The 17,116-nt window shown below is 64.5% G+C and carries 20 protein-coding genes; 9 read left to right on the forward strand and 11 right to left on the reverse strand.

The window, feature by feature from the left end:
* The first annotated feature begins 111 nt into the window (after positions 1–111).
* Positions 112–633 carry a cytochrome b gene (locus EKG36_RS02270; protein WP_126480617.1) on the forward strand — a complete coding sequence of 174 codons (522 nt, stop codon included), beginning with the start codon at positions 112–114 and terminating at the stop codon, positions 631–633.
* Positions 634–762: 129 nt separating this feature from the next.
* Here the strand turns inward: EKG36_RS02270 and EKG36_RS02275 are convergent, their stop codons facing one another.
* Positions 763–1,236: a PepSY domain-containing protein gene (locus tag EKG36_RS02275; protein ID WP_126480619.1), complete on the reverse strand. Its 474-nt coding sequence runs from the start codon at positions 1,234–1,236 to the stop codon at positions 763–765.
* A gap of 150 nt (positions 1,237–1,386) precedes the next feature.
* Between EKG36_RS02275 and EKG36_RS02280 the strand changes: the two genes are divergently transcribed.
* Genes EKG36_RS02280 through EKG36_RS02290 form a run of 3 tightly spaced genes read left to right on the forward strand, consistent with a single transcriptional unit; the run spans position 1,387 to position 3,778 of the window.
* Complete coding sequence (locus EKG36_RS02280; protein WP_126480621.1) at positions 1,387–1,752, forward strand: PepSY domain-containing protein; 366 nt, start codon at positions 1,387–1,389, stop codon at positions 1,750–1,752.
* Positions 1,749–2,420 carry a response regulator transcription factor gene (locus EKG36_RS02285; RefSeq protein ID WP_126480623.1) on the forward strand — a complete coding sequence of 224 codons (672 nt, stop codon included), beginning with the start codon at positions 1,749–1,751 and terminating at the stop codon, positions 2,418–2,420. The genes EKG36_RS02280 and EKG36_RS02285 overlap by 4 nt, the downstream gene beginning before the upstream one ends.
* Positions 2,417–3,778: a sensor histidine kinase gene (locus EKG36_RS02290; protein ID WP_126480624.1), complete on the forward strand. Its 1,362-nt coding sequence runs from the start codon at positions 2,417–2,419 to the stop codon at positions 3,776–3,778. Before EKG36_RS02285 ends, EKG36_RS02290 begins: the two co-directional genes overlap by 4 nt.
* Positions 3,779–4,039: 261 nt before the next feature.
* Here EKG36_RS02290 and EKG36_RS02295 read toward each other — a convergent pair whose 3' ends face one another.
* The 5 genes from EKG36_RS02295 to ytfE form a co-directional block, all read right to left on the reverse strand.
* The gene (locus tag EKG36_RS02295; protein WP_126480626.1) at positions 4,040–4,606 is read right to left on the reverse strand and encodes a cytochrome c; all 567 of its coding nucleotides are present in this window, start codon (positions 4,604–4,606) and stop codon (positions 4,040–4,042) included.
* A gap of 460 nt (positions 4,607–5,066) precedes the next feature.
* Positions 5,067–5,660 (reverse strand): DUF6448 family protein, encoded by a 594-nt coding sequence (locus tag EKG36_RS02300; protein ID WP_126480628.1) that lies wholly within the window; start codon positions 5,658–5,660, stop codon positions 5,067–5,069.
* A gap of 155 nt (positions 5,661–5,815) precedes the next feature.
* Positions 5,816–7,000 (reverse strand): helix-turn-helix domain-containing protein, encoded by a 1,185-nt coding sequence (locus EKG36_RS02305; protein WP_126480630.1) that lies wholly within the window; start codon positions 6,998–7,000, stop codon positions 5,816–5,818.
* Between the two features lie 185 nt (positions 7,001–7,185).
* The gene (locus EKG36_RS02310) at positions 7,186–7,803 is read right to left on the reverse strand and encodes a hemerythrin domain-containing protein (RefSeq protein ID WP_126480632.1); all 618 of its coding nucleotides are present in this window, start codon (positions 7,801–7,803) and stop codon (positions 7,186–7,188) included.
* A 60-nt stretch (positions 7,804–7,863) separates the two neighbouring features.
* Positions 7,864–8,520 carry an iron-sulfur cluster repair protein YtfE gene (ytfE, locus tag EKG36_RS02315; RefSeq protein ID WP_126480634.1) on the reverse strand — a complete coding sequence of 219 codons (657 nt, stop codon included), beginning with the start codon at positions 8,518–8,520 and terminating at the stop codon, positions 7,864–7,866.
* A gap of 165 nt (positions 8,521–8,685) precedes the next feature.
* Here ytfE and EKG36_RS02320 point away from each other — a divergent pair, with 165 nt between their 5' ends.
* Positions 8,686–9,051 carry a GAF domain-containing protein gene (locus tag EKG36_RS02320; protein WP_246007408.1) on the forward strand — a complete coding sequence of 122 codons (366 nt, stop codon included), beginning with the start codon at positions 8,686–8,688 and terminating at the stop codon, positions 9,049–9,051.
* Positions 9,052–9,617: 566 nt separating this feature from the next.
* Positions 9,618–10,778 (forward strand): endonuclease/exonuclease/phosphatase family protein, encoded by a 1,161-nt coding sequence (locus tag EKG36_RS02325; protein ID WP_126480636.1) that lies wholly within the window; start codon positions 9,618–9,620, stop codon positions 10,776–10,778.
* A gap of 278 nt (positions 10,779–11,056) precedes the next feature.
* Here the strand turns inward: EKG36_RS02325 and EKG36_RS02330 are convergent, their stop codons facing one another.
* Together EKG36_RS02330 and EKG36_RS20425 are read right to left on the reverse strand one after the other, a co-directional pair.
* Entirely contained in the window at positions 11,057–11,800 is a 744-nt protein-coding gene (locus EKG36_RS02330; RefSeq protein WP_185827457.1) for a sulfite exporter TauE/SafE family protein, read from the reverse strand.
* 344 nt (positions 11,801–12,144) lie between these two features.
* Positions 12,145–12,315, reverse strand: coding sequence for a hypothetical protein (locus EKG36_RS20425; RefSeq protein WP_185827458.1), 171 nt, complete (start codon positions 12,313–12,315; stop codon positions 12,145–12,147).
* Positions 12,316–12,718: 403 nt separating this feature from the next.
* Between EKG36_RS20425 and EKG36_RS02335 the strand changes: the two genes are divergently transcribed.
* Complete coding sequence (locus EKG36_RS02335; RefSeq protein ID WP_148113483.1) at positions 12,719–12,997, forward strand: hypothetical protein; 279 nt, start codon at positions 12,719–12,721, stop codon at positions 12,995–12,997.
* Between the two features lie 71 nt (positions 12,998–13,068).
* Entirely contained in the window at positions 13,069–13,266 is a 198-nt protein-coding gene (locus EKG36_RS02340; protein WP_126480642.1) for a hypothetical protein, read from the forward strand.
* Positions 13,267–13,305: 39 nt separating this feature from the next.
* Here the strand turns inward: EKG36_RS02340 and EKG36_RS02345 are convergent, their stop codons facing one another.
* Both EKG36_RS02345 and EKG36_RS02350 read right to left on the reverse strand, forming a co-directional pair.
* On the reverse strand, positions 13,306–13,920 hold the full coding sequence (locus tag EKG36_RS02345; protein ID WP_126480644.1) for a DUF938 domain-containing protein: 615 nt from the start codon (positions 13,918–13,920) through the stop codon (positions 13,306–13,308).
* A 135-nt stretch (positions 13,921–14,055) separates the two neighbouring features.
* Positions 14,056–14,592, reverse strand: a complete 537-nt coding sequence (locus EKG36_RS02350; RefSeq protein ID WP_126480646.1) for a DUF1269 domain-containing protein — start codon at positions 14,590–14,592, stop codon at positions 14,056–14,058.
* Positions 14,593–14,861: 269 nt separating this feature from the next.
* Between EKG36_RS02350 and hutC the strand changes: the two genes are divergently transcribed.
* On the forward strand, positions 14,862–15,572 hold the full coding sequence (gene hutC, locus EKG36_RS02355; RefSeq protein WP_126480648.1) for a histidine utilization transcriptional repressor HutC: 711 nt from the start codon (positions 14,862–14,864) through the stop codon (positions 15,570–15,572).
* Between the two features lie 96 nt (positions 15,573–15,668).
* On the opposite strand, the gene EKG36_RS02360 is transcribed toward hutC, so the two are convergent.
* Positions 15,669–16,997: a YjiH family protein gene (locus EKG36_RS02360; protein WP_126480650.1), complete on the reverse strand. Its 1,329-nt coding sequence runs from the start codon at positions 16,995–16,997 to the stop codon at positions 15,669–15,671.
* Between the last annotated feature and the right edge of the window lie 119 nt (positions 16,998–17,116).

Raw genomic sequence — 17,116 nt, forward strand, 5'->3', positions numbered from 1 at the left:
AGCAGTGACGCGGTTGCGGAAGATGAACCCGGCATGAACGGGCCATTAAGGCTCATGCAAGGCGAGCGAGTGTAGAAGGGGCGTGTACCCATCCAATAAGGAGTGATCTACATGAGCTGGCTCGATACACACCACCGCTACGGCCTTGTGTCCCGCTTCCTCCACTGGTCCATGGCAGTGTTAATCCTGTTCATGCTGGCCAGCGAGGTTTGGATGGAGGCCTTCGAGCACTTCGTCGAGGCCAACCTGATGGGCTTGCACAAGAGCATCGGCGTGCTGCTACTGGCCTTGCTCGCCTTCCGCCTGGCATGGCGCTGGTTTAACCGGGGCCGCCTCGCACCGCCCGTCCATTGGCGCCTCGCCGCCCGCCTCGGCCACCTGGCGCTCTATGCCCTGCTCCTGATCATTCCGATTAGTGGAGTGCTCGCCGCCTGGGGCAGTGGTCACGGTGTGGCCTTCTTCGGGGTGCCACTACTTCCGGCGGGTTCCGAGATCGAATGGCTGGAAGACGCCTTCGAGGAGACCCACGAGATACTGGCCAACCTGCTGTGGCTGGTACTCGGCGGCCATGTGCTTGCCGCCCTCGTCCACCAATGGTGGCTCGGCGAGCGCAGCCTGCAGCGCATCACCTGATTGGCCATCCACGAAAATCGCTCATCCGTGAAAGGGGCCCGGCGCGAGTCCTTTGCGCCGGGCTCATTGGGTGGAGAGCAACACAGGTGGAAAAAACCAAACGCCGGGGCAGCACCCCGGCGGAAGGGATCAGTCGTACTCCACCTCGACAACCTCAAGCTCGCCCTGGAGGCTCTTCACCTCGAGCTCTCGACCGTCGGCATCATAGCCCCCGACCTCGATTCGCCCGTCGCGGTCAATCTGGAGTTCAGCGAACTCGGCCATGCCCTCGGCCTCTGCGGCCTCCATGGCCAGGCGTATGTCAGCCTCGCTCATGCCCCTGGCACCGCCCTCACGTCGCTGGCGCTCCTCCTCGAGGCTCTCTCCACTCACCAGCGCCAGGCGAACCTCCGCTTGCCACTCGTCATCGAGCCAACCCTCGACCTCCACGCGCTCGTCGCGCTTGATCTCGATCTCCTGGTAGTGAGTGAAGCCCAAGGCCGCAGCCTGCTCGAGCACGCTGTCGAGGCGATCCACCGACAGCCGCTCCTCGTCAGCCTGGGCCGCACCGGCGCCAATCAGCAGGGAGGCCAGGGAAGTGGTCAGCATCATCTTGTGTTTCATGGGTCTTGTCTCCGTTTATCGGCACCGAGTCGATGGTGCTCGGCACGCCATTGAGGGGTGCCGGTTTGTTGTTGTATCGAAGGCCACCTTGCCCTGGGCTGACAGCACGGTTCATGCTCTATTCATGTTCACGCTGGCATCCTCACCACCATGAGACGCCGATATGCCCGCTGCCCTCACCCCCTGGCCCTGCCGCTGCTCCTGCTGGCGGTGGCACTAACGTTCGCCTTCCCCACGCTGGCCGACGAGCACTGGCACGACCTCCACGACGAAGTACGCCACGGCCGCCTAGTCGCTCTGCCCGAGATCCTCGACTGGCTGGAGGCGCGCTACCACGGGCAGGTGCTGGAAGTGGAGCTGGAGCGCGACGACGGACGGCTAAGCTACGAGGTCGAGATGCTCGGCCCTCAGGGCCAGGTCGTGGAGTTCGAGTTCGACGCCAGGAGCGGCGAGCTCATCGGCATGGAAGGCGTGAACATCAACGCCATGCGACGCGAAAGAGGCGACGAAGAATGAAGGTGCTGTTGGTGGAGGACGACGCGGCCCTGGCCGAAGCCTTGGGCGAGGCGCTCACTGATGCCGGTGTGCTGGTCGAGCAAGCCGCGACGGGCGGCGAGGCCGACTTCCTGGTGCGCACCGAGCGCTACGATGCGGTGATCCTCGATCTGGGCCTGCCCGACGGCGACGGCAGCCGTTGGCTCGCCGAGTGGCGCGAGGATGCCATCGAGCTGCCGGTGCTGGTGCTCACTGCCCGCACCCGCTGGAGCGACAAAGCCGCCGGCTTCTCCGCCGGCGCCGACGATTACGTCACCAAGCCCTTCGAAACGGCCGAAGTGTTGTTCCGCCTGCACGCCCTGGTGCGGCGTAGCCACGGCCACGCCCATCCGTTGCTGCGCATCGGCGAGCTGGCCTTCGACACCCACACCGGCAGCGTGACGCTCGCCGGGCGCCCGGTCAGCCTCACCGCCCAGGAGTCGCGCCTACTCGCCTACCTCGCCCATGCGGCCCCTCGGGTGGTGAGCCGCAGCGAGCTCGCTGAGCATGTCTACGACCGTGACCATGAGCCCGACTCCAATGTCATTGACGTGCAGATCAGCCGCCTGCGCCGCAAGCTCGGTGCGACGTGCATCGAGACGCGACGCGGACGGGGCTACCGCCTGGTCGACGGCGACGCTGCCTCATGAGACGTCGTCGGCCGTCATTGGCCACGGCTCCGATCGCCGTGCGCCTGCTGGCCGCAGCCCTGGTGATCATGCTGATCTCCCTGCCCCTCGCCGGTGTCGGCCTGGCCCACCACTTCCGCGCCTCGGCCACTGCCGCCTTCGACGAGCGCCTCGAATCGCTGCTCAATGTGGTAGTAGCGCGGCTCACCTACGACAGTTCTACGCAACGCCTGAAACATGACGCCGCGCTGGGCGATCCGCGCTTCGACCAGGTTTTCTCCGGCTGGTACTGGCAGGTCAGCGACGGGGCCGACATCCGGCTCACCTCGCGATCGCTGTGGGATCAGCGCTTGCCAATACGCGCTCATGACACCGTAGTGACCCGCGACCTACTTGGCCCCCGCGGGACGGCTTTGCGCATCATCGAGCGCGATATCCACCTGGCCCCGCTCGACACGCCGCTGCATGTCAGCGTGGCCATCACGCGAGAGGAGCTGAATGCCGCTCTTGATGACTTCACGACGCGCCTCTCGGCCTCCCTGATCGGCGTAGGCGTGCTGCTCCTGCTGACCCTAGCGCTACAGGTGCACTGGGGGCTCGCCCCACTGCGCCGCCTGCAGGCGGACCTCAATGCGGTCGAGAACGGCACCCGAGAGATGCTAGACACCCGCCTGCCGGCCGAGCTGGCACGCCTCGCTGGCGCCATCAACGGCGTGCTGGCGCGAGATCAGCGTCTGATGGAGCGCGCCCGCCACGCTGCCGGCAACCTGGCTCATGCCCTGAAGACGCCGGTGAGCGTGCTGAGCACTCTGGCCGAGGGATTCGACGACCCCGCCCGACGGCGCGTGAAGGCCGAGGTGGCGCGAATCGACGAGGCGGTGCGTCACCACCTGGCTCGCGCGTCGGCGGCCGGCGCCACTGGCCTGAACCGCCGCGTCGCCGTGGCCGGCACGCTCGCCCCGGTACTTGACGGACTCGGTCGGCTGGCGGCTCGGCGTAGCATCACGCTGGACAGTGACCTGCCCGAGGGGTTGTGCATGCATCTCGACCCGCAAGATCTGCAGGAACTGGTCGGCAATCTCCTGGAGAACGCCCTGCACTGGGCTCGAAGCCGCGTCTTGGTGAGCGGCGGCAGTGATCCGTACGGCACCTGGCTGACCATCGAGGACGATGGCCCCGGGATGAGCACAGACGAGCGCCGGCAGTCATTGAGTCGCGGGGCTCGGCTCGACGAGCTACAACCTGGCAGCGGCCTGGGCCTGGCCATCGTCAACGAGTTGGTGAGCCTCTACGGCGGCCGCCTGCGCCTCGAGGCCTCCCCGCGCGGCGGTCTGGCCGCCCACGTCTGGCTGCCCGACCACGTGCCAACCAAGGCCTGAGCCACGTGGTTCAGCCATGGCACTCATCGATCTTGTCGGCACAACAGTTGTGGCGATCCAACTGGATAGTGGCAGGCAGCGAAAACAGATGCCGGCCCGAAGTAAGCGACCAAGCATGGACGTGCTACACATCGCGGAATAGCGCAAGGCGCTCCGGCAGCTCGCGCTGGATGCGCGCAACGTCAAGTTCCCCCGCCAACAGCCACACGAACCCGGTTGCGCATGCTTTCGATGTGGCAGAGACGCGATATGTAATGCATTTCATCCTTCAGTGTTGTCTTCTCTTTCCTTCATTGACATTCCCCATTCGGCAGGAATAACAGCGCCTTCAAGACCCTCAAAACGATCGGTTACGTATGCGCTATGGCACGCCACACAGGCTTCGGTCATGCGTCCGAACGTCTCCACCTGACGCGCGGCATCTTCGGCATGGGCGGCCTCAGCTAGGGATGCCGATAACTCATGAAGGTAGGCATCCATGTGAAGAAACTCCTGTGGGACGGCGGCCTTGAGATCTCGACGATCCTCATCGGTGAGCGACTGCTCGAGAATAAAACTGTCATGGATCGACTGCCCCTTTTCAGCCACCACGGCATGCTGACCTTTCAGCATTGCACTATAAATTTCCTGCATCGCCTTTTCGATCTGGATCATCTCTTGTTTCAGCAAGCCCTGTAGCTTGGGCGGCAGATCCTGTCTGACAGGCTCAGCTACTGCGCTGGCGGCACTTAGCCCAAGTCCCGCTAGCACGCCAACGGTGCTGGCGGCGAACCGCTTGCGTCGACAGGAAGAAGCCTCATAACGAGTTGACATAGAGAAAAAAAACATAACCCACCTCCTATAATTGTTGGGGTATGGAATTAGATAAATGAGGATAACAACGCATCACAAGTGCATAATACCCGACTGGAAAAGGAATGATTAGTGCCATTAACACGTCTACTATAGACCAAATGTTAAGCGGAAGGCGAACTCCCCCGCTCATTGATCAGACGATTATCCGAAGTGCCCCCTATCGTTCTACAACCCAACAGGCGATCTAAGATAAGATCGGATTATAATCAGCCGCCAGGCCGCCACGAGTCAGTGAAATGTCGCTACTTGGCGATTCCCTACTTTTCGACGACCGGTTGATCCAAGATATGCTCCACTAACAGCTTACTCATGCGTATTGTCGCCACAGGTGGGGCATGGGGAACCTGCCGCACAACACGGATAAGGGCCCATACAGCACACCGCCTCGATCCATTCAGGCCACTCGTGGTGGTGCTATTCTACACCCTAATGCTCAATGGTCGTGGGAGCCACTGTTGCCTGCGATCTCACTGTGTACATTTTCAAGGTAATGCACGTATTGCACATAGTTCTCGACGAACTCACGGCCTTTCTCGGGACTTTCATTGGCCCGCTCCTTTGCTGCTAGGGTAGCTTCAAAAACAGAGCGGGTCTGCTTTTCGAACTTCTCGACTACTCGTGCCAGTAAGGTGTCTATCTCACCCTCCTCCAGTGCGCGGTCCGCAGCCTGGATGGCTGGATCGATCTCGCCGGCTGGCTTGATGCCGGTGAAGGGAGCGCCCTCATAGGCACGGTGAATCTTCACCAAAGTGGCAAAGAACTGCTGGTCGGCCAGTTCCTGGGCGTCATCGCTGAGCTTTCTTACCTCCAGTGTCTTGTCGAAGCTCTCTGCTAATGCGGTTTCATCCTTGGCCGGTACCCACTTGAGCAGCGGGCCGATATCGCCTGAATCGAGCGCCTTCTGCGCTTCCGTTATCACCGGTCCGTCCACGGCGTCGCAGTGGGCGAATGCCGGGGTGGCCAGTGGCAGGGCCAGAGCGGAGGCGGAGACTAAGGCCAATAGATGCTTGCGGAGGGCGAGTGTCATGGTGTCGTGCTCCAGAGTGTGGATGAGTCAGTCGATCTGCATGTCGGCTGTGCTTCCATACTAGGGAGCCGAGTCGCGTGGGTCGTCCGATAACGCAATCTCGCACTTCAGAGAACTTCTTTTTTATCAGTGGCTTGAAGGTTCTATTTCGGGATTCACATAGTCGAACGCCGAGGGGGGAAGGTTTCGGGTCGGTCGTGGTTCCAGCAGCTGGCGCGATAAGCGCTGGGGGTCATGCCGGTAGCCCTCTTGAAGGCCGTGTTGAACACTGACTTAGAGTTGAAGCCCGAATCGTACATCACCTGCAGAATGGTGGTGCTGGTACCAGCCGCCTGCAGTCGCCGGCGAGCCTCGGCGATACGGTAGTCGCTGACGAACTCGAAGAAGTTCTTCTCGAGCCCCCGATTGATGGTGCGTGACAGTTCGCGTGCTGGCACATCTAGCTGGCGTGCCAGCTGTTCCACGGAAAGATTGGCATCCAGGTAGGGCTTGGTCTCGCTCATATGAGCCTCAAGGCGGTGGAGCATCAAGCTTGCGATGCCACCGATGGTCTCTGCCGGGTCGTCGTCATTGCTCTGGGCCAGCCGCGCTTCCTCGGCGCTCAGCCCCGAGAAGATGACGGGCTGGCGCAGGGCGTGAAGGATCAGGTAGTTGATGAACAGAAAGCCGGTTACCGCACCAATGGCAGACACCCATTGCACGCTGGCGCTGCTCTTGAAGACATGGGCGGAGAGGCAATAGAGCAGGCTGACGGTCCAGACACAGGCGTAACCGATCAGCAGTGTGCGCAGCCAGGCCAGCTGCTTGTTCTCAGTGTTGGAGAAGAGTTGTCGTATCGTGGTGCCGAAGCAGCTGAGCTCACGGATGGTGGCCCAGAGGTAGCCGAGAACGACCAGATGAATGGCCGCGGCCAATAAGGGAGAAGTGATCACGCCCGGATGGTCGCGGCTCATCAGGATCTGAAGCTTCACCTCGCCGGGCTGCAGGTAGTACTCCACCACGAAGATGGCTGTGACCACCCAGAACAGCAGGGTATGGATGGCGTGTCCTGGAACGAGCTGGAAGTCCCGATACATCAGCGACTTTGCGTAGAGATAGAGCAGGCTCGCCTGCAGCAGGCCGATCAGGGTGCCCACATAGGCCAGGTTCGGATGCTCAAGGGCGAGCCCGGTGGAATAGAGGAAGACCTCGCCGAGGCCCGCTGCAAAGGTGAGAACGCCAGCCGCCAGCAGGCGGTTGCTGGTCAGTCGGAAGGTCTCGGGTAGCAGTAGAAAGGCGGCCAGGACCAATGACTGCAGGATGCTAGTGGCAAGCAGAATATCGGCCAGCGTCAAGTACATGATGGTGACCTTCGTCCGGTTAGCTGCTTCAGTCGTGCAGCTTGATGAATATGAAGTGGCTCTGGATTCGCTTTCCCAAGGCTTCCTTCACCGCTCTGACGGCGCGTAGAACACGGGTAATACGGCCGGAACGTCCGCTTCTATTAGAGCGGTACAACCAACTCTCCATCCACGAGATTGCTGGATCATGAAGAGGCCGCCGGCCTTGCATCGCAGAGCGGACAGAAGTCGGCCTGTTCACCATGGCCCAGACGCAGCCCGGTGTGGTGGTCTGAGATCAGCCGATAGAGCTCCTGGAAGCTGGGTCTGCCTTCGGCGGGGATCACAAGCGGGATGCGGGGCGACATCTCATCCAGCTCAGCGGCGGGGATACAGCGCTCGATGAGCGGATAGATGTGGCGGTTCTCGCTGTACAGATGATGGTGATAGAGCTCGCTGAAGGCACGAGCCAGCTTGAGCCGGCTGGGATCGAGCTCTTCCTCCGGCATGTCATCCGCCTGGCGGCGGAAGGTCGCCTCGAGCTCGTTTCCATCGCGGGTGATTCGCCGGCGCTCCTCGGAGAGCACCGCAAGCAGCTCAGCGCTCTGCGCATGGCAGCCGGTCAGGCAGGTGAAAAGGACATCCTCCACCGGATGGTGCCACTCCTCGGGCTGGTGGGTCAGGTAATGGCATAGCCTGGCCAGCAGGTGGTAGTCGGGGAGTTCGTCGCAGGCCACGATATGCAGCTGACGGTCGAGGATGCAGATCAGCGCCGCATAGCGATGGTGGTCGGCGTGCAGGCGTTCGAGAACGATGGCTTTCATGGTGGCCTCCCTGACGCGCCGCCGGCATGGCGACGCGTCGCGGTTGGATGCGCCTGGGGGTCAGCCAGCGCGTTCGAAGAGCAGGTTGTTCTCCAGGTGGATGTGCTGCATCAGGTCGTCGCGGAACTCACGCAGCCCGGTGTAGAGGGCGCGCCAGGTGGTACATGCGCCCTTCGGCGGGGTGATATCGTCGGTCAGCGTTGCCAACTGCTCGAGATGTTCGCCGTGGTCGTCGTGCTCGTGGCGCATCACCGCGATGGGCCCCTGGGCCTGAGAGCCCATGCCCCGGCGCAGCATCGGGAAAAGGATCTGCTCCTCCTTCTGCATATGGCTCTCCATTTCCTGGTAGATCGTGGTAAGCAGGTCGGCCAGGCCGTTGGGGCAGGTATCGCGCTCGCCGTGGACCTGCTCGACCCGACGGGCCATGCGCACCAGTTCGGGCAGCTGCTGGCGGTGGACGTCGTGGTAGCGAGTCAGGATATGGTCGATCAGTTCATCGTTGCTGGCCGACTGCCAGTCGACCTCGTCCCTGGCCCCAGACGGCAGCGCCTCGAGCGCATCAACCAGCGCCTCGGGGGCCAGGCCGATGCGCTCGGCGGCCTCACGTAGACTAATGCGGCCACCACAACAGAAGTCGATGTTGTGGTCGCGGAACACCCGGGTGGCGCCGGGCAAGGTCAGGGCGGTGCGGCCCACGGTCTGTTCGATCAGGCTCATGGTAGGAGCTCCTTGGTCAGATGGGTGACAGTGGTGAGTGGTTCTCTCAACCAGCAAGCGGCGTGCCAGTTTCCAACGGCCCGTTTTATGGGGCTTTGAGGCCATAATGGTGACAATTACCCGAATCGATTAGGGTAGATAGAACCCTTAAAGGTGAATATCACCATGCTAGACGAAACCCTTCTAGCGGATCTGGTCGCCGACCTGCTCAGCGCGTTACGCCTGCAGCGCCTGGTGCTTACCCTGCGCGAAGGCTTTCGCTGCGGCGCCGTCTGCCTGTTGCGTCTGGAGGAGGGCACCCTGGTGCCGGTGGCCGTGAACGGCCTGGTACGCGAGGCACTGGGTCGGCGCTTCGAGTTGGCCCAGCATCCACGCCTTGCCACCATCCTTGCCAGTCGGCGCACCACCCTCTTCCCGCCCGATGCCAGCCTTCCTGACACCTACGTTGGTCTGGTGGAGCAGCAGCCCGGTCAGCCGCTGCATGTCCACGACTGCATGGGCATCAGCCTGCACGTGGAGGGCGAGCCTTGAGGGGGTCACTTCAATCAGGCCGACGCCAACGGTGATAGCGGCTGATGTCCATCACCCACCTCCGGCAACAGGAATACACCCGCCCTTGGCTCACAGATAGACACGAGCATCGCCGCTACAGCCCCGACTGGACACCCGACGATGGAGTTTTCCCGTCAACGTCAGCGGCACCCTTCACCGCTGGGGCGCCCTCGAACGCGCAACCACGTCGGAGCGAATCGCCGGTCCGATCAGCCTCCACCGCCGGGCATAGTGTCTCGCCGATGCCAACACAGATACGCCGCAAGGTGAGTCTTGAAGCTTCCCCTCCAAGAGACTAGACACCGTACCTGATGGATCAGGGGCTGGATTTGGTGATTGAGACCGCTGTCTGTCACAGGAGGCCAGGTGGTTTATAGTGACTTAGCGTTGGCTTCTGCATGACGCTCAGAAATACGGCAAGGGCAAGCCGGGGATCCAGACACGAGCCTGCTTGAAGGCAGGATGGGAAGGATATGTGCTGCCATGGAAGCAAGTGCGAGTGTGGGCTACTTCGTTCGCTGCTGCCACGCGATTGATGAGGTGACATGGCTGCCAAGCTCCTTCTCTGGACCACCCGGGTGCTGACGCTGCTGATGGTGGTTGTGAGCGTACTGCCGATGATCCCCAGCGGTCAGTGGTGGGTCCGTCTCTGGGAGTTCCCACGGCTTCAGTTGACCTGGGCGCTGGTTGTGCCTCTGGTGCTGCTGGCAATGCTTGCGGGGTGGAATCGACCGCGGAAAGAGCACGCAGCGTGGCTGGCGGTGATCCTCGCGACAGGGGGATGGCAGCTGTCGCACATCCTGCCGTTCACGCCGGTCTGGCCGACCGCGGTCCCAGCCGCCGAGATTCGGCCCGGCGGCGACCGAACGACCTTCAAGGTGCTGAGCGCAAACGTCAACTACACCAACGACCGCTACACCGAGGTACTGGCGATGGTCCGCCGTGAGGATCCGGATCTCCTGCTGCTGATCGAAGTCGATCGTGGCTGGGCCGAGGGACTGACGCCGCTGGATCAGCACTACGCGCACCGGATCGGTGAGGTCCGCGGCGAGGGGCTGGGGATCGTGCTTTGGTCGCGGTTCCCGGTGCTGGAGCAGGAGGTCAAGCATCTGGTCTCCGAGCGCCGGCCATCGATCTTCGTGACCCTGGACGTTCCGGGGATCGGACCGGTTCGGTACGTCGGCACCCACCCCGTCCCGCCGGGGCTGCGAGATCGGATCAGCAGCAACGACGAGACCACCGAGCGGCGGGACAGTCGGGTCCGCGACGCGGAGCTGATGCTCGTTGCTCGCCACGTTCAGCAAGACGCGGACAACCGTTGGATCGTCACTGGAGACTTCAATGACGTCGCGTGGTCGGACGGCACTCTGCTGTTCGCCGACCTGAGCGACCTGAAGGACCCCCGCCGCGGCCGGCAGCTGCTGAATTCGTACCACGCGGAGCGCCTGCTGTGGCGATATCCGATCGACCACCTGTTCGTCTCTGACGGCTTCCATCTGGTCGACCTCAACCGGGTGAGGGTGCATGGCTCCGACCACTTCGCCGTCACCGCGACACTGGCCGTCGCGCAGAAAGACCAGGCAAAGCCGGGGGCCTCGGCGGAGGAGGAGCAGAAAGCCAGGGAGATGGTCGAGGAAGGTGCCGAAGACGCCGCTGAGCACGGCGTCAGCTCGACGCAGACGGGTCGAGAGGGGACGCCCCCCTAGGCTACGCGATGTGGCGACTGGCAAGGTCAAGCCCGAGTGTTCGCCAATCCTCGGCAGGCCTTTCCACGCTTGCTTGAATGGCTCGAACACCAGGCCGGCGAGCTCAGGGCTCCTCGAGACGCAAACCGAATATCAACCACAATCCGCGGTTGTGGCCGGTTAGGAGAGAGGGTATCTGGCCCGATAGCGCTGACTCGGAGCGGCTCGAGATATCACTTTGCGGCTCGGCCAACGGCCGGGAAGTCCCTGATCTTCAAGCAACGGGCAGCATCACGCACTCAGACAAGGGCCTTGAGCATCAGCTGCACGCCAACGATGGCCATGGCCAGGATCACCAGCCGATAGAACAGCACCTCGCTGACGCGATGCTGCAGCCACAGCCCGCTCCTCACCCCCAGCCAGGCCACCGGCACCAGCAGCGCGGAGGCCCAGAGGCTGGTCAGGTTGATCTCGCCGAGCCAGACATAGGGTCCCAGCTTCATCAGGTTGACCGTCGCGAACAGGATCGCACTGGTGGCAATGAAGATGTCCTTGGGCAGCCGCCGGGGAATCAGGTAGAGGTTGGCCGGCGGCGCCCCGGCATGGGCCAGGAAGCTGGTGAAGCCGCAGCCGGCCCCCGCCGGCAGGGCCCAGAACGGCGCGATGGGATGGCCGGTGGCCGGCCGCACCACCATGTAGACGGCGAACAGCAGGGAGATCACGCCGAGCAGCAGGCGAACGCCATTCTCGTCCAGACGGCCGATCAGCAGGGTGCCGATCACCACGCCGAGTGTCAGTCCCGGCGTCATCCGCCTGAGCTCGGCCCCGTCCTGCCGCCCCCACCACGCCTTGACCGTGAAGCCATCCATGACCAGCAGCAGCGGCAGGAGCAGACCGGCGGCCTCGATGGGCCCGATGGCCAGGGCCATGATCGGCACGGAGAGGCTTCCGAAGCCTCCGGCGAAGCCTCCCTTGGACACGCCCGTCAAGTAGGTGGAGAGCAGGATCAGCGTCCAGGCGATCCAGGTGTAGTCGGGTAACATCATGTCTTCCTGAAATGAGTCGATCGACTCCAGCGGTCCGACGCCGGCGGTGCGCACATGCCCCCCAGCCCGGCCCTGAGCCAGGCGCGGTCATGCAGCGTAACGTCGACGGACCTGGCGGCAACTGACTCCCTGCCCGCCGCCACCGTCTACGGCGACATGCGCGACGTGACGCGGGGTGCCGGGTGCCGCCAGGAGTGGCGATGACGTCGAGCGGCATGTCGGGGCAGTCGGCAAGGCCGCCGGAGAAACGGCTCTGGGAATGGCCTGCCGCGAGGCCGGCTAATGGCATGTCACAGGGCTGGCGGGGAACGCCAGCCTGCAACCATCACCGGGGTGGGGGATCAGCAGTTGCCCTTCTTGGCCTGGCCCGGCGGGCAGAAATCGCCGCCGCCCCCGTGCCCGTCATCATCGAGGATGACCAGTGGCTCGGTGGAAACTCGCGCGGGATCGTAACTGCACCCCGCCAGCCCCAACAGAACGGCGACACTCAACAACAGGAACATCGGACGCATCGTGTTCTCCAGCAATGACTGAGCCCTGCATCCTAGCAAGTCATGCCACGGAGTACATGAGAGATTGCCTGGCATGAGCCGGCGGAAGAGGTCGGGAGACACCGGCATGACCGGCGCAGGGGTCGCGGGTGGCGACTGCCCCTGAACGCAATCGGGAGCCACAGGGGCTCCCGATCCATACCGCCGCGGAGGGCGAGGCATTCAGCCGATATAGGCGGCGATGGCCTCGCGCGCCTCACGCTGGGCGGTCGCGTGGGAGGTCCAGTGCGCGAGGACTTCACAGGTCAGGGCGGGCTGTTGTGCGGTCATGGTCGACTCCAGTCAAACGTATGTTTCAGAGCAGACATTACCGCCTGCACCGGACAGGCTCCATTCGCCTTTCGGCTAAGCCATTGCGATACTGATGGCACACCCTCGAATGGAGGTCACCCCGGTGCGGCAATACGAAAAGACCATCATTGCCTTCGACGAACAGGGCAACGAGTACGTCATCGACCAGTACAACGACATCAAGGATATCGATACCCTGCAGCATGGCGGGGCGATCCATCGCGGCCTGCCCTCCTTCAAGACCCGTGACGGCCATGAGGTCACTCTGCTCGGGCCCGGGGAGTTCTCGGTGGTAGTCCCCGGCGAGGAGGATGGCGTGAAGGTCTGGACACACGATCCCGAGCACGTGTGATACTGCATCCCGGCACGCCACCGTGCCGGATGCACCGCCATCCACATTCACGCCTTCCCCGGAGACATGGCATGCCCCGAGCCCCTCGCGCCCTCCTGCTGGCGACGCTGCTGCTGAGCGCGACGACCAGCGGCTGCACCACCTACACCTGGCCCGACGGCAGCCGTGAGACGGTGTGGGGCGTGCCCGCCGAGGACGAGACCAAGACGCCGGAGGAGCGGCAAGCCGAGGGGGTGCGCTACCGGGTGCCCGGCGAGATCCCCGAGTGATTCCCCGCCGGCCACGGGGCCGGCGTCCTCCCCCTTGCCTCAGACGTCCCGGTCGGCGCCCATCCGATAGACCAGGCTGAGGTTGTTGGCGGGCATCGCCACGACCCGCTCGAGGTCGAGCCCGCGGTGTCTCGCCTCGGCCGTCACGGCCTCGAGGTCGCGCACACCCCAGCGAGGATCCCGGGCCCGGAGCTCGGCGTCGAAGGCCGCGTTGCTCGGCGCAGTGTGCGCCCCCGCCCGACGGAAGGGGCCATAGAGGAAGAGCACGCCGCCACGCTCCAACCGGGCCGGCGCCTTCGCCATCAGCGCCTCGGTGACCGCCCAGGGGGCGATATGCAGCAGGTTGATGGCCACGATCGCGTCGTAACGTCCCTCGGGCCAGTCGCGCGTGATGTCCAGCGCCAGGGGCTCACGCAGGTTGTGCGGCCCGAGGGCGTCCCGCCAGGCCGCGATCGAGGCCCGGGCCCGGGACGACGGGTCACTCGGCTGCCAGTCCCAGTCGGGCCTGGCCGTGGCAAAATGCAGGCCGTGTTCACCGCTGCCGGCGGCCAGCTCCAGGACTTGGGCACGGCGGGGCAGGCTCCCGGCCAGCGCCTCGAGGATCGAGGCGCGATTGCGCGCGACGGCGGGACTCTGTAGACGGGCATCGGCCAAGGGGCACCTCGTGGGAATCGCGACGGGGCCTGCGATGGTAGCCCAGCGGCTGCCCCGCCGTCTGCCCTGTCCGCGCCGCCCTGTCCGCGCCGCCCTGTCCGCGCCGCCCTGTCCGCGCCGCCCGGGGCGCGGCCCCTAGTCGCCGGCGCCCAGGTGCTGCTGACGCTCCCGGGTCGTGACCTTGTCGATGGTCACGCCGGGATGATGGCGATGGATGATCGCCCGGACCTTGCCCTCTCGCTCATCACTGACATCGACCATCATCAGGAAGGCGCCGCCTTCGATCTCGCGCGCGTACTTGTCGATCTTCGCGTCATGGACCGAGACGCCCACCATGGTGCTGACCCAGATGCCGAACACGCCGCCCCCGATGGCCATGCCCACCATCAGACTCGTGAGGCCGAGAGCGGGGATATCGTCGGCCAGGCCGAAGTAGACGAGCAGGCCCAGCACCATGCCTAGCGGTGCACCATAGAGCACACCGCGCACCGCCGCATGGACGGCATCCGAGGTCTGGCGCAGCGAGGCCGTCTGGATACCCTGGGCCGCCAGGGCCTGCCAGTCGCGACCGGCCACATGGACCCGCTCGCCGCTCAGGCCGAGCGCGCCGAGCTCATCGTTGATGCGCACGGTGGTGTCGAGATCCGGCGTCAGGAAGTAGAGACGTGACATGTCTTGCCCTCCGCAAACGACGGGCGGCCCACGGAACCGGAGGCACCTGCCCTTCCTGACCGCGACGACTCCGATGGTGGCGCTCCCCGGCGGGGGCGCCGGCGCAGTCCCGCCCGACAGGGGACACCTCATTCTCAGCGTTGTCGAAAGTGGCGGTATCATCAATGCCCGGCGCGCCGGGGCTGCCATGGGGTGTGCCGCACGGCGGCGACGGGTAGACTGGTCGACACGATGCCATCGATACCACAGTGAAGGATTCACGGCCGACCATGGGCAGCACTCTCCCGCTCTACCTCAGGATCCAGCAGCACCTGCTGGAGAAGATTCGCGGCGGCGAATGGCCCCCCCATCACCAGATCCCCCCCGAGGAACAGCTGGCCCGCGACTTCGGCGTCAGTCGCATGACCGCCAACAAGGCAATCCGCGACCTCGTGCAGCAAGGCTACCTGACCCGCCAGCCGGGCGTCGGGACCTTCGTCACCGACCACAAGGCGGAGTCCTCCCTGGTCGAGGTCCACAACATCGCCGCCGAGGTGGCCGGCCGCGGCCATGGCCACACCAGCCAGCTACTGTCCGCCGAGGCCCTGGAGGCCGGCGACGAGGTCTCGATGCGCCTCGGGGTCCGCCTGGGCACTCGGGTCTTCCACACCCTGATCGTCCATCGCGAGGATGGCGTGCCCATCCAGCTGGAGGATCGTTACGTCAATCCGCGCCATGTGCCCCATTACCTGGAGACGGACTTCACCCGCGTGACGCCCAATGAGGTCCTGGTGGCGGCCTGCCCGATCAGCGACGTGGAACATGTCGTCGAGGCCGTGCTGGTGGATCCCGCCACCGCCGACCGGCTGGAGATAAGCCCGGAGCAGCCCTGCCTGCGCATGATCCGGCGCACCTGGTCCGGCGACCACCTGGTCAGCTATGCCCGGCTGCTCCATCCGGGGGATCGCTACAAGCTGCGCTCCTCCCTGCATACCGGCTGACGCCCCGCCACACAAGGCGGCCGGGGGCCTCTCGTCCCCGGCCGTTACCGGGCCTCCCGTCCCGTCCTTCCCCTGCCGGCTCGGCAGGAGTACCGCCTAGCCGAGCAGCGACTGCACCAGGTAGCCGGCCGGCATGGCCAGCAGCAGGCTCAGTGCCACCCGCAGGAACCAGACGATGACAATGCGTCCCACCGACAGCGGAATGCTGGTGGAGAGGATGCAGGGGATGGAGGCGGAGAAGAACAGCACCGCGGACACCGAGACCACCCCGGTGGCGAAGCGCGCCACGAAGCCGGCATCGCCCATCAGCAGGGCCGGCAGGAACATCTCGGCGAGCCCCGCCGCCGCGGCCTGGGCCACGCCCGCTGCCTCTTCCACGCCCCAGACGGCGACGAAGGGGTAGAACAGCCAGCCGAGCCACTCGAACAGCGGGGTGTACTTGGCCAGCAACAGCCCCGCCAGCCCCACCGACATGATCGAGGGCAGGATGCTGATCGCCATCACCAGCCCTTCGCGGAAGTTCAGCGCCACACTGGCCGGCAGGCTCGGCGCCTTGGCCGCCACGTCCAGCCCGGTATGCCAGGCGGTGGCCAGCCGCTTGCCGGGAGCCGCCTCGGGCTCGGGATCGGTCTTGGCGTCATCCATGCGGGACAGTGGCGGCAGGCGCACGGTGATGGCGGTGACCAGGAAGGTGATCGCCAGGGTCAGCCAGAAGTAGGCATTCCACACGGCCATCAGGTCCAGGGTCTTGGCGACGATGATCATGAAGGTCGCCGACACGGTGGAGAAGCCCGTGGCGATGATCGCCGCTTCCCGGGCGGAGTATTCGCCAGCCTGGTAGACCCGGTTGGTGATCAGCAGGCCGATGGAATAGCTGCCCACGAAGGAGGCCACGGCATCGATGGCGCTGCGGCCCGGCGTCCGCCAGATCGGGCGCATGATCGGCTGGACCAGCACCCCGATCAGCTCGAGCAGGCCGAAGCCGATCAGCAGCGCCAGGAAGATGGCTCCGATCGGCACGATCAGCCCCACCGGGATGACCAGCTTGTCGAACAGGAAGGGCAGCATGTCCGGCGTGTGCAGGAGGGCCGGCCCCCAGCCGGTCAACGCCAGCACCGCGGTCACGGTGCCGGCGAACTTGAGCACCGTGAAGATCCCGTCGGTCAGGCTGCGCCGCCAGCTGCCCGTGTACAGCGGGTAAAGGGCCCCCGCCACGATCAACGCCAGGGCATAGACACCGCTGGCCTCGCCCAGCAGCGCCCGGGCGCCGGTGACCATGTGGTCCAGCGGAATGGTCGTCGTGCCGCCCAGGGTCAGCGGCACGAAGAAGATCAGCACGCCCAGCAGGCTGGGCAGGAAGAGTTTCAGCACGGTGGCGGCCGAATGCCGCCGGTCACCGTGGGCGACGGAGGGAGGAGTAGCCATGGAACGCTCCTGAGTTGTCGTTGTGAGGACGGCGTCGGGATGCCGTGTAATGTATATACAATAGCTTCCCCCGCAGCGCCAACCGTCACCCGAATCACTCCCTTATACTTTGGTCGACC

The sequence above is a fragment of the Halomonas nitroreducens genome (assembly GCF_003966155.1).
In the GTDB taxonomy this organism is placed as follows: domain Bacteria; phylum Pseudomonadota; class Gammaproteobacteria; order Pseudomonadales; family Halomonadaceae; genus Halomonas; species Halomonas nitroreducens.